Here is an 11,760-nt window from a genome sequence, read left to right on the forward strand (position 1 = left end):
AAATCATGCTAATATTATCCTTCATATATTGTAAGGCTGCAAGATATTCCAACAAAGGATTGACTCTAATGAGATTTATTCTCCTTATATTCTTCTTTTTTTTCTCCAATTTGAATTATGCTTTGAGCTTAAAATCAGATGCCCCAGAGCGGTATGTGGTTCAACATGGTGATACTTTATGGGGTATAGCAGGTCGCTATTTAGATAATCCCTGGGAGTGGAAGGAACTTTGGCAGGCGAATCCAAAGATAAAAAATCCACATCATTTATATCCGGGAGCAGTTCTGATTCTAGCCTATTCTGGAAGCAGACCCTATATCAAAGTACTATCGAATGGCACCATAAAATTATCACCCAATATTCGTCCCTTACCTTTAGATGACCCCATTCCTGCAATTCCTTTAAACGAGATTAAACCTTTTTTAAATGAGTCGCTTATATTGGACCAAGATGTTATCAATCGAGCTCCTTACATTGTATCTCTAATAGGAGAACACATGTTGGCTGGGCAAGGGGATAAAGCTTATGTCAAAGGATTGCATCCTTCACGAGTATTGCCTGTAAGAGGAGTTCCTGCCTATTCTGTTTTTAGAGGCGGGAAAGATTATGTACATCCGCTAACTAAAGAACTTTTGGGATATCGAGCGAATTTGGTAGCTAATGCGGAGTTGCTTGCTGGGGGGGAGCCTGCCACTATTTTATTAACCACCATTAATGAAGGAGTTAAAGTAGAAGATAGTGTAATGATTAATAATAGCTCTGAATTTAATTTGAATTTTGTACCCAAAGCGCCCCTATTCCGTGTCAAGGGATTTATTATTGATATGCCTAATGCCATGTCTGGGGGGAGTGTCGAAGGGGCTATTGGCGGCGTGGTCGTGGTTAGTTTAGGTGCTCGAGATGGGCTCGAAGCAGGGGATGTTCTGGCAATCTATAAAAAATCACGTACAGTCAGAGATCCCAAAAATAAACTATACCCTATTCGATTGCCTCCCGAACGCGTTGGCGAGGTTTTGATTTTCCGTGTGTTTACTAAAAGCAGTTTTGCTTTAATCGTTCGCTCAACCCGACCTATATATTTATTAAATTTAGTGGCCAACCCATGAATAATTTATCCTGTTACCTCGCATTAAACCGAATGGAAAGAGTGGGGCCGCGTACGGCAGGCAAACTACAAAAGCGTTGGCCTGATTTACAACACATGTTCCAGCTTTCAGCAGTTGAGCTGGAACAAGCAGGTCTACCCTCTGCTTTGGCACAAACGATAGCTGGTTTTGATTTGAGCTTAGTGCAAGAAGATCTCAGCTGGTTGGAGGCTGCAGACGATCATCATATACTCACTTGGGATTCGCCTGAGTATCCCTCTTTATTGAAAGAAATTACGGATCCTCCTATCGTTTTATATGCAAAAGGACAGCTTTCCTGTTTAAAGCAACCTACATTAGCTGTAGTAGGTAGTCGCAATCCTACTGTAACTGGGAGTGAAAACGCACGGCAATTTGCAAAAGCAATCGCATCCCATGGCGTTACTATTGTAAGTGGCTTGGCACTAGGTGTGGACGCCCAGGCTCATCTAGGATGTTTGGAGGCAGGAGGGCAAACAATAGCGGTTTTAGGTACGGGAATCGATCGAATATACCCTCATCGGCATAAGGCATTATCGCAACAAATTGCTCAAAATGGTTTGTTAGTGAGCGAATTTTCCTTAAAAAGTCCACCGATCGCTGGACATTTCCCTAGAAGAAATCGTATAATAAGTGGTTTATCATTGTGCACTTTGGTTGTTGAGTCGGCAATCAAAAGTGGTTCGTTAATCACAGCACGAATGGCCTTGGAACAAAACCGGGATGTTTTAGCAATCCCTGGCTCCATTCACAATCCTCTGGCTCGAGGGTGCCATTACCTGTTACAGCAAGGAGCCAAATTAGTTACCTCAGTTGTTGATGTTCTCGAGGAGTTACAGATTGATTCAGAACAACAAACAGCTGATAAAGCTATTTTACCTCTTGCCAGCGGGAATAAAAACCTAGTAAAGTTCATTGGCTTTGAAATGACAACTGTTGATCAGATCATTTTACGTAGTGGATGCACCGTTGAGCAAGTCCTTAGTGAGCTTGCAGAATTAGAATTAAATGGGGCTGTAGTTTCTGTGCCCGGTGGCTATATGAGGTGTTAGTATATGAAAGATAACTTATTTGAAATGTTATTGAGTTTATTTGAAAAAAGTCTTACCCAGCTGCAAAAAAGCCATAAAACCGCTGATCAGGATGCATCGGAACAACTTAGTGGAGAAGATATTGAGGCTTCAGAGGAACAAGTGTTGCATTTGAAGTTGCAAGAGCACACCTCCACACGAATTTTTACTTATGACGAGCAAATGAAACTGACTAAGGCCAGTTATCAATTTCTCATGCGTATGCAATTATGGAAAATTCTTAATCCAGAATCGTTTGAAATGATTATGAATCAATTACAATTTTCTGAATCTCGTATCGTAACTCTTCAAGAGACTAAATGGACCATAAGAAATGCCTTGGCGAGTTCATTGAATGAAGAACAGCTTGCTTTTCTGGATTTAGTTCTTTATCAATCAGAAGATGAATTGACATTACATTAAAAAAATCATCTATGCCCAAGAAACTTCAAAATGCTCGTTCTAGACGATTTGTTTTTTTTGTTCTGGAACGTAAAAATAATAGGTTAAAGAGAGTTTTTTGGAGTTTTCTTGAGTATATTACCTATATTACTAGAAGTTGGTGATATTTCATTTTCAGCGCCAATGGGCCGTACTTTTCTTCAGGTTCGGTCATTCCCGGTGCTAAGGGATGAAGTGAAAAGGATAAGGTTGACGTTACTATGAGTAAACATTTGGTGATCGTTGAGTCACCCGCCAAAGCGAAGACAATTCAAAAATATTTGGGTAGTGATTATGAGGTAGTAGCCTCTTATGGACATGTCCGTGACTTGCCAGCCCGCAAGGGTTCGGTCAATCCCGATAAGCACTTTGCAATGACGTATGTGCCCATTGAAAAAAATTCACGCCACATCGAAACCATTGCAAAAATGCTCAAAAAGTCAGATTCCTTACTGCTCGCAACGGACCCTGATCGTGAAGGCGAGGCGATTTCCTGGCATATTTATGAATTAATGAAAGAAAAAAATCTAACCAAAGATAAACCCATCCACCGGATTTTTTTCAATGAAATTACCAAATCAGCAATTCAGGATGCAATAAATCATCCACGTTCTATTTCTATGGATTTAGTGAATGCCCAACAAGCACGACGGGCATTGGATTATTTAGTGGGATTTAATTTATCTCCCTTGTTATGGAAGAAGGTTAGAAGAGGACTTTCTGCAGGGCGCGTACAAAGCCCGGCTTTGCGGCTTATTGTCGAACGAGAAGAGGAAATTGAGCGTTTTATAGCTCAAGAATATTGGAAAATCTTAGCTCAATGCATGCATACAAAGGTATCCTTTGAAGCGCGTTTGACTCATTATAAAAATGAAAAATTACAGCAATTTACGATAACCAAAGAAGATCAGGCACAACAAATCAAAGAGCATCTGATTCGTCAGGCGCAAGGTTATTTACTGGTTACGCAAATTGAGAAAAAGCAACGCAAGCGTAAGCCTTCACCGCCGTTTATTACTTCCACGCTACAACAGGAAGCCGCACGAAAATTAGGCTTTACTGCTCGGAAGACGATGATGGTCGCCCAGCAATTGTATGAAGGGATAGACATTGGGACAGGAACAGTCGGTCTTATTACTTATATGCGTACGGATTCGGTTAATTTATCTGCAGAAGCAATAGAAGAAACGCGACAGTTTATTACCGAGCGTTATGGAGCCGACAACTGTCCTGAAAGCCCAAGAGTTTACAAGACCAAATCAAAAAATGCCCAAGAAGCACATGAAGCGATTCGACCAACATCGATTAAACGTTCACCGGAAATGGTGCAAGCATCATTAACCGCAGATCAATACAAACTCTATAGTTTGATCTGGAAGCGTACGGTCGCTTGCCAAATGGCCGATGCGATATTGGATACGGTTGCTGTAGATTTAAGCTGCGGTGAAGGAATAATTTTTCGTGCCAATGGTTCTACAATTACTTTTCCCGGATTCCTTTCCGTATATGAAGAGGGTCGTGATGATAACAAAGAAGATGAAAATGAAGGTTCATTATTACCCCCATTGGTTGTTGGTGAAAAAGTCAAAGTAGATGACATCTTAGCCAATCAGCATTTTACCGAGCCGCCACCAAGATACTCGGAAGCAACACTTGTGAAGGCACTGGAAGAATATGATATTGGTCGTCCTTCAACTTATGCGTCCATTATTCACACCTTACAGCAGCGCGAATATGTTGTTGTTGATAAAAAAAGATTCTTTCCAACAGATGTTGGTCGTATCGTGAATCGCTTTTTGACCGGTTATTTTACACGTTATGTAGATTATAAATTTACCGCAGAGCTTGAAGACACTTTAGATGCTATTTCACGCGGTGAAAAAGAGTGGATTCCAGTTTTAGAAGAATTCTGGCAGCCATTTGTGCAACAAATTCAAACCACTGATCAACAAGTGCAGCGTAAAGACGTAACCTCTGAAGTTCTGGACGAAAGTTGTCCAAAATGCGGAAAACCACTGTCAATAAGATTAGGTAAACGCGGACGCTTCATTGGATGTACTGCTTACCCTGAATGTGATTACACTCAAGATATGGGGGGGCAGGATAACGAAAAGAATGAACCCGAAGTTGTTGAGGGAAGAGTCTGTCCAGTATGTTCCAGTTCCTTACATGTCAAAACAGGACGTTATGGCCGTTTTATAGGCTGCAGCAATTACCCGCAATGCAAACATATGGAGCCTATTGAAAAACCAGCTGATACTGGCGTGGAATGCCCCAAATGCCATGAAGCAAAAATTTTGCAACGTAAATCAAGGAAGGGAAAGATTTTCTATTCCTGCGGTAATTATCCTAAATGCGATTATGCCTTATGGAATGAACCGATTAACCAACCCTGTCCAAAATGTAATTGGCCAATATTGACGGTAAAAGAAAGCAAAAAATTTGGCCGGCAAATTCTTTGCCCACAAGAGGGGTGTGGTTACTCTTCCAAGGAAGATGCGGATTAGAGTCAAACAGACCTGAGGGATCATCAGTTTTCATCATCCTATTTCTACGTCCCGCGGCTTGTCCGCGGGATCCAGTTTTATTGCAAAGTTCTAGATCCCGCGAACAAGCCGCGGGACGTAGGAGGTAGTAAGCAAGTAGAATGTTTATTGAAAATGGCATACATCAGGGTTTCTTATCAAAAATACTGACGCTCCCTCAGGTCAGACTAGAAATGAACGTGCGAAGAAAGATTTTTTGCGAAACAACCCTGAGGGATTGTCCGTTTTTCATCATCCCATTCCTACGTCCCGCGGCTTGTCCGCGAGATCCAGTTTTATTGCAAACTTCTAGATCCCGTGAACAAGCCGTGGGACGTAGTAAGCAAGTAAATACCTTAGAAATCCTGGGTTACGGTTAAGCCTTCACCCAGGATGCATTTTTTTAATTAGTAAAAATCAATAGTTGTTGTTGTCACATCTAGAGGTCCCACTGGGTAAGAATAAACGGTTACCGGTTGAACAACAGGTGTCACAACACGGGTAACAACAGGTGTGACAACTGGTCTGACAGCAACCGGCCTATAGGTAACTGTTCGTGCATAAACCGGTGTATAGGCTGGTGTGTAGTATGTAACACCACTGGTACAACAACATCCAGCCAAAACAACACTTCCCAACAGAATAATCCATTTCATTATGAAGTCCCCTTTAATGGATGCTTTCACAAGGAAGTGTAGATTATTTGTTCATTTATCTCAAGATTTGATCATATCTAAGGTGTTCCATCCGGGATGCTAAAAGCCAATCCCCGGGATTATCCAGAGGGCAATCACCCCAGCTCCCAGGCGATATAAATAGGAAAATTATCAGCACCAATATGCCTTTTAGCCGAGGATACAAACTGATTCTTCCTGTTCATTTTGAATCAGTATATACTCATCATCTCTTCATAGAAAATACTCAACAGGATGTAGTGATGTTAGACAGGACCATTATAGTTGATGAGCAATTTTTAAAGCGAGTAGAGCAAGCGGACTTCCCAAAACCCAAGAGTACAATGAGTCCGGAAACGGCGGAATTGGATAAAAAAACTGCCATAGAGCTTTTTGATTCGCAAATTAAATCACGCCTTCTTGATTTGATTGCCAGACAGCTTAAGGAAAAAGGCTTGTCTTTTTATACTATAGGCAGCAGTGGACACGAAGGTAATGCGGTTTGGGGGCAGGTTTTTCGCCCAGACGATATGGCATTTTTGCATTATCGAAGTGGGGCTTTTTATTTACAACGTGCCAAGAAATTACCCGGTGTAGATGGTGTTAGAGATATCTTATTTTCTTTAGTTGCTGCCGCAACTGATCCGATTTCAGGAGGACGCCATAAAGTTTTTGGTAGTGTTCCTTTAAATATTCCGCCGCAAACATCAACAATTGCTTCCCATTTACCCAAGGCTTTGGGCGCTGCGTTATCAATTACGCGAGCAAAAGAATTAAACATTCATAGCCACTTAAATCCAGATTCAGTCATCATTTGCTCTTTTGGTGATGCATCAACGAATCATGCTTCGGCGCAAGCCACTTTAAATTCTTGCTCATGGATTTCGCAACAAAATTATCCGTTACCCATTGTGTTTATTTGTGAAGACAATGGAATTGGGATTTCAGTACCTACGCCATCGGATTGGATAGAACGTTCAGTTCGAGCTCGACCTGGATTGCATTATATTGCTTGTGATGGCTTGAATGTCGCTGATGCGTATGCGAGTGCCCAAGAAGCAGAATATTTGGCCCGTGTAAAAAAACAACCTGTTTTTTTGCATATGCGTTGTGTGCGCTTATTGGGTCATGCCGGTTCTGATATTGAGTCACAATATTGTACACCCGCTGAAATCGAAGCCAGAGAAGCTCAAGATCCTTTATTGCATACAGCCGGTATTCTTTATCGCGAAGGTTGGATGACTGTTCAAGACATGCTGAGTCTTTATCGGAATAATAAAGATTTAATTGAAGCAAAAGCGGTAGATGCGATAAGACAACCCAAACTTTCCAGTGCTGAAGCAGTAATGTCTTCGTTAATTCCTAGCATGCCAAAAAAACAAGCGTTTCCTCTACCTAGTGAGGAAAGGCGGACAGAGGTCTTTGCGAACGCATTCTCACAGTTATCCCAAAAACGCAATTTATGTCAGCAGATTAATTTTGCGTTGACTGATTTAATGCTGCAATACCCCAATATGGTGGTATTTGGTGAAGATGTGGCCAAAAAGGGGGGGGTTTATCGAGTGACTGCTGATCTGCAAGCCCGTTTTGGAAAACGCCGGGTATTCGATACTCTTTTGGATGAAACGACAATTATAGGCACTGCAATTGGCATGGCGCACAATGGGTTTATTCCCGTTCCGGAAATTCAGTTTTTGGCTTATTTGCACAATGCAGAAGACCAGCTACGTGGTGAAGCATCCACATTATCCTTTTTTTCCAGCGGCCAATATCAAAATCCTATGGTCCTTCGTATCGCCTCATTGGCGTATCAAAAAGGATTTGGCGGCCATTTCCATAATGATAACTCGATTGCTGTATTACGCGATTTGCCAGGAGTGATTGTCGCATGTCCTTCAAATGGGCCCGATGCTGCAAAAATGTTGCGTACGTGCATGCGTTTGGCTTATGAAGAAGGAAGGGTGGTTGTCTTTTTAGAGCCTATTGCTTTATATATGACTAAAGACTTGCATGTACCTGGCGATAACGGATGGCTTTTTAATTATCCAGCCCCAGATGCCATGATTGCACCAGGTGAAGTAGGCGTGTTTGGCGAAGGGGCAACGGTTATTTTAACCTATGCCAATGGGTATTATTTATCGCGGCAAGCGGCAGCGGTACTGCAAGAAGAACATAGCATTTCTGTGAAAATAGTGGATTTGCGTTGGCTTAGTCCCTTGCCGGTTAAAGCAATTTTGAAAGAATTAGCCAAAGCAAAACAGGTACTCATTGTGGATGAAGGCAGGCAAAGTGGTTCAGTGAGCGAGGGCTTGATGACTTTATTGTTAGAAGAAGCCTCATCCAGGTTGAAAATCAAACGAATTACCGGTAAAGATTGCTTTATTCCCTTGGGTAATGCATGGCAATATTTGTTACCCAGTAAAGAAAGTATTATTGAAGCCGTAATTGCGTTACAGTCTGATAAAAGGGAGAAAGAAAGTGGACGACTTGTTGTTTCTTGATGAGCAGTTGAATGGTGATGAGCGCATGATACGTGACAGCGTAGCGCGTTTCGTCAGCAACGATGTAATGCCTTTGATGGTTGAGTCTTTTGAACATGCTCAATTTCCACGCGAGCTTATTAGAAAATCCGCAGAAATAGGTTTATTAGGTTTGACTTTGCCTGCAGAATACGGCGGTGCTGAAGCATCTTATGTAGCGTACGGTTTAGTGTGTCAGGAACTGGAGCGCGGTGACAGTGGATTACGCAGTTTTGTCTCAGTACAAAGTTCCTTATGCATGTATCCTATTTTTCGTTATGGTTCGGAAGAGCAACGCGTGCGTTTTTTACCAGGAATGGCTACAGGCGAGATCATTGGTTGTTTTGGTTTGACCGAACCTGATTTTGGCTCGGATCCGGCGGGTATGAGAACTACCGCGAAGAAAGTTAAGGGCGGCTGGTGTTTGAATGGCGCAAAAATGTGGATAACCAATTCACCAATCGCTGATATCGCGATTGTTTGGGCAAAAACCGATGAAGGTATTCGTGGTTTTATTGTGGATACGAACTCTCAAGGATTAAGCCGTCCTGAAATCAAATTAAAAATGTCATTACGCGCCTCCATTACTGGGGAATTGGTTTTTGATAATGTGTTTGTACCTGACGAAAATTATCTACCCGGTAGTGAAAAGGGTATAGGCGCACCTTTAAGTTGCTTAAGTCAGGCACGCTATGGAATTGCTTGGGGGGCTCTGGGTGCTGCAATGGCATGTTTTGATATTACCCGCGACTATTTGTTAGAGCGTAAACAGTTCAACAAGCCATTAGCTTCTTTCCAGCTTATTCAAAAAGACCTGGCAGATATGTATACTGAAATTCTTAAGGCACAATGTCTTAATTTACAGATAGGCCGAATAAAAGATAATCATCGTGAGAATCCAGTGATGATTTCCCTTGCTAAGGGCAATGCTTGCCGTGAGGCATTGAACATTGCGCGAAAATGCAGGAATCTATTAGGAGCAAACGGAATCAGTCTTGAATACCATGTGATTCGCCACATGCTTAATTTGGAATCAGTATTTACGTACGAGGGTACGGATAACGTCCATACTCTGGTACTGGGAAAACATATTACAGGAATTAATGCTTTTGCTTAATCAAGGACAAAACGGTTAAGCACTAAGATCAATGACTTTTCGTAACCCGGAAACCCAAGCCGGGTTACACTTCGTTTCACCAAAGCTTCAACGTCATTGGCATCAGTAGCGTTTAATAAGGAGGTTTCTTTTTCTCAAAGTAGAACTTATTTTTCATGCATAGGATTGTGTGAAATAAAACAGGTTTATTGAGCAACTTACAGGAGTATCTATGGTTAAAATAATTTCAACAAGAGCGTTAATATTAAGTTTAATTGTATTCAGCATGAATGTGCAGGCCGGGCCAAGTAAAGAATTTTTGGCCAACCAATGCTACGAGTTGTCGCGAGTCATCATCTCTTTAGCAGAGAATCAGGAAAAAAATGTCTGCTCCAATAAACTCCATATGGCTTCAGTACAGATGAGCACCGCCGCTTTTTTAATTATGGAAGATTCCCCTGATCTGGCAAAAGAGATATTAAATAATGCAGTAGCTGCTCTGCAATATGCAGAATTGCTCAGTTGCAAACACTACATTCAAATCTCACACTCTAAATTTGAAGCTCAGAAGATTAAAATATTATTGTAATCATGATACTCTTCAAGTGCTTTGCAGAAGCCTTGAAGAGTTGCCAGGAGCTTAAGTGTATTCATATTTAAAAATTCTTTTTTTGATTCTCGCGATTTTTGTTATCGGTGTAGCAATTGGCGTCCGCTATCATCCATTAATTCATGTGGTGTTGGAAAAAATCTGGAATAAAACTCAAGAACCAATAACCGAAACGCTTCATTTTTGCCCTCCACCGCAAATTGTTAGAGAACATCAATATAATCCTGAAGTATTCCAAGTAGAAAAATTATACTGGCAGATGGATTATCAGGGATGGAAAGCACCGGACAAAGTTGGTTTTATGCAGGCGCTGATTAATGAGAACAATAACTTGGTTTGTTATTATCGCTGGCCAAATCCAGAAGATAAAGGAACCTATTTATGGATGACCATTCACTTATCGCCCTCAGTGAATCAATTAGTGAAGCCCTATGGTTCCTATTGGACAATACAAAAAGAAGAAAAGCAGGCTTTATGCCGATCAGGAATTAATGCATGCGGCTTTATTCTTTCAGAAAGTTCTAAAAGAGTTATCCCTCAGAAATAAATGCAGATTGTAGCCCGGGTGCAGCCTAGCGGAACTCGAGTAGGGAAAAATTTATGCAAAAATCCCGGGTTCCGCTGCGCTGCACCAAGGCTACAAAATAATAGTGAATCGATAAGCTCTTGTTATTTCCCTCAGACTTAGTTATCATTTGCCACCAAGTCGGGGCGTAGCGCAGCCTGGTAGCGTACTAGCATGGGGTGCTAGTGGTCGAAGGTTCAAATCCTTCCGTCCCGACCAAGCCCAGTAAGGGTTATAATAAATCCCCATTCACTAATATAAAATCTTGGCTACACTTCTGGCTACACTTTCTGGAAATGGTCCAAATGAGCGTAATAAATATTAAACCTATTTCTGAAATTTATCTTCGTGTTCGGGGTGAGTTAAAGTTATTGAAAATTGCTCTGATAAATAAAGACTTAAAAAAAATTATGCGGCATAGAACCACCTTGCATAGCTTAACAACAAATTTTGAAATTAGTTTAAAGCATAATGAAAAAAATTTACTTATCCATTATAGGATTAAAGAAGCATCTAAGAATTTATTGATGCTTGTGCAATCCACTCTTCATACCGCATCGCACTACCTTTCGATGAATTTAGGGTGTCTATGAGTGGCTTCCAAAGTTGTTTTCGAATTTTTTCATTATATGTTGAATTGGTTGCATGTATCATAATTGACCATAAATGCCATTTATAGGCATCTTTTCTCATAGAATTAATCAATCCAAGTCTATGTAATATGTTTTTTAATTGATTTAGAGGTTCTCCGGTTAAAAGAGATTTAGTTTGTGGTTGCAATTTAATTGAAAAATTTGCATTGAATTCTTTAACTCCCGTTTCAAAAATAGTTTTTACTATTTCTGAGTAATCTGAGGAATTTCGATATTTTTGGAATAGTTGTGCAGGACTTCCACTAGCCAGAATTTTATATTCAATCTTGATGTCTTGAGGGTTAAAACTATTTAATTGATCAAAATATTCCCTGACAGCTTTTTGCACGTTATATTTAAAATCATTCAAATTTATATCGATTTTTCTTGGTTCAACAAGCAAATTAAATTCATTTTCAGTAAAATCGCATATTAAATAGTGTATGCTTTTATTTTTGGCATCCCAATAAAATGAAGTTCTTATGTCCATATTTTTCTCCAAGA

10 protein-coding genes and 1 tRNA gene are annotated in these 11,760 nt (G+C 40.7%); 9 read left to right on the forward strand and 2 right to left on the reverse strand.

The features are described 5' to 3' along the window. Nucleotides 1-68: 68 nt before the first annotated feature. The 4 genes from FOLKNPGA_RS03585 to topA all read left to right on the forward strand — a co-directional run bounded on the left by FOLKNPGA_RS03585 (nt 69) and on the right by topA (nt 5,142). A complete protein-coding gene (locus tag FOLKNPGA_RS03585; protein WP_182351785.1) occupies nt 69-1,106 on the forward strand; it encodes a LysM peptidoglycan-binding domain-containing protein in 1,038 nt (345 codons plus the stop codon). Continuing rightward, nucleotides 1,103-2,176 carry a DNA-processing protein DprA gene (dprA, locus tag FOLKNPGA_RS03590; RefSeq protein WP_182351786.1) on the forward strand — a complete coding sequence of 358 codons (1,074 nt, stop codon included), beginning with the start codon at nt 1,103-1,105 and terminating at the stop codon, nt 2,174-2,176. Before FOLKNPGA_RS03585 ends, dprA begins: the two co-directional genes overlap by 4 nt. A 3-nt stretch (nt 2,177-2,179) precedes the next feature. After that, complete coding sequence (locus FOLKNPGA_RS03595; RefSeq protein WP_182351787.1) at nt 2,180-2,617, forward strand: DUF494 family protein; 438 nt, start codon at nt 2,180-2,182, stop codon at nt 2,615-2,617. Nucleotides 2,618-2,856: 239 nt separating this feature from the next. Continuing rightward, nucleotides 2,857-5,142 (forward strand): type I DNA topoisomerase, encoded by a 2,286-nt coding sequence (topA, locus tag FOLKNPGA_RS03600; RefSeq protein WP_182351788.1) that lies wholly within the window; start codon nt 2,857-2,859, stop codon nt 5,140-5,142. Between the two features lie 425 nt (nt 5,143-5,567). Here the strand turns inward: topA and FOLKNPGA_RS03605 are convergent, their stop codons facing one another. Further along, nucleotides 5,568-5,798 (reverse strand): hypothetical protein, encoded by a 231-nt coding sequence (locus tag FOLKNPGA_RS03605; protein WP_232890556.1) that lies wholly within the window; start codon nt 5,796-5,798, stop codon nt 5,568-5,570. A gap of 299 nt (nt 5,799-6,097) precedes the next feature. On the opposite strand from FOLKNPGA_RS03605, the gene FOLKNPGA_RS03610 reads away from it, so the two are divergent. The 5 genes from FOLKNPGA_RS03610 (at nt 6,098) to FOLKNPGA_RS03630 (ending at nt 10,843) form a co-directional block, all read left to right on the forward strand. After that, nucleotides 6,098-8,335, forward strand: coding sequence for an alpha-ketoacid dehydrogenase subunit alpha/beta (locus tag FOLKNPGA_RS03610; RefSeq protein ID WP_182352750.1), 2,238 nt, complete (start codon nt 6,098-6,100; stop codon nt 8,333-8,335). Beyond that, nucleotides 8,313-9,470 carry an acyl-CoA dehydrogenase family protein gene (locus FOLKNPGA_RS03615; protein WP_182351789.1) on the forward strand — a complete coding sequence of 386 codons (1,158 nt, stop codon included), beginning with the start codon at nt 8,313-8,315 and terminating at the stop codon, nt 9,468-9,470. Before FOLKNPGA_RS03610 ends, FOLKNPGA_RS03615 begins: the two co-directional genes overlap by 23 nt. A 211-nt stretch (nt 9,471-9,681) precedes the next feature. Then, nucleotides 9,682-10,038 carry a hypothetical protein gene (locus FOLKNPGA_RS03620; protein WP_182351790.1) on the forward strand — a complete coding sequence of 119 codons (357 nt, stop codon included), beginning with the start codon at nt 9,682-9,684 and terminating at the stop codon, nt 10,036-10,038. A gap of 55 nt (nt 10,039-10,093) precedes the next feature. Then, complete coding sequence (locus tag FOLKNPGA_RS03625) at nt 10,094-10,606, forward strand: hypothetical protein (protein ID WP_182351791.1); 513 nt, start codon at nt 10,094-10,096, stop codon at nt 10,604-10,606. A gap of 160 nt (nt 10,607-10,766) precedes the next feature. Beyond that, a tRNA-Pro gene (locus FOLKNPGA_RS03630) sits at nt 10,767-10,843 on the forward strand. Between the two features lie 294 nt (nt 10,844-11,137). Here FOLKNPGA_RS03630 and FOLKNPGA_RS03635 read toward each other — a convergent pair. Next, nucleotides 11,138-11,746 (reverse strand): hypothetical protein, encoded by a 609-nt coding sequence (locus FOLKNPGA_RS03635; protein WP_010652794.1) that lies wholly within the window; start codon nt 11,744-11,746, stop codon nt 11,138-11,140. Nucleotides 11,747-11,760 lie beyond the last annotated feature (14 nt).

Source organism: Legionella sp. PC1000 (genome assembly GCF_014109805.1).
GTDB lineage: Bacteria > Pseudomonadota > Gammaproteobacteria > Legionellales > Legionellaceae > Legionella > Legionella resiliens.

Bases quoted from the DNA above. Each gene is read 5' to 3' on its own strand.
- FOLKNPGA_RS03585 (WP_182351785.1), top strand. From the start codon at position 69: ATGAGATTTATTCTCCTTATATTCTTCTTTTTTTTCTCCAATTTGAAT.
- dprA (WP_182351786.1), top strand. From the start codon at position 1,103: ATGAATAATTTATCCTGTTACCTCGCATTAAACCGAATGGAAAGAGTG.
- FOLKNPGA_RS03595 (WP_182351787.1), top strand. From the start codon at position 2,180: ATGAAAGATAACTTATTTGAAATGTTATTGAGTTTATTTGAAAAAAGT.
- topA (WP_182351788.1), top strand. From the start codon at position 2,857: ATGAGTAAACATTTGGTGATCGTTGAGTCACCCGCCAAAGCGAAGACA.
- FOLKNPGA_RS03610 (WP_182352750.1), top strand. From the start codon at position 6,098: ATGTTAGACAGGACCATTATAGTTGATGAGCAATTTTTAAAGCGAGTA.
- FOLKNPGA_RS03620 (WP_182351790.1), top strand. From the start codon at position 9,682: ATGGTTAAAATAATTTCAACAAGAGCGTTAATATTAAGTTTAATTGTA.
- FOLKNPGA_RS03635 (WP_010652794.1), bottom strand. From the start codon at position 11,746: ATGGACATAAGAACTTCATTTTATTGGGATGCCAAAAATAAAAGCATA.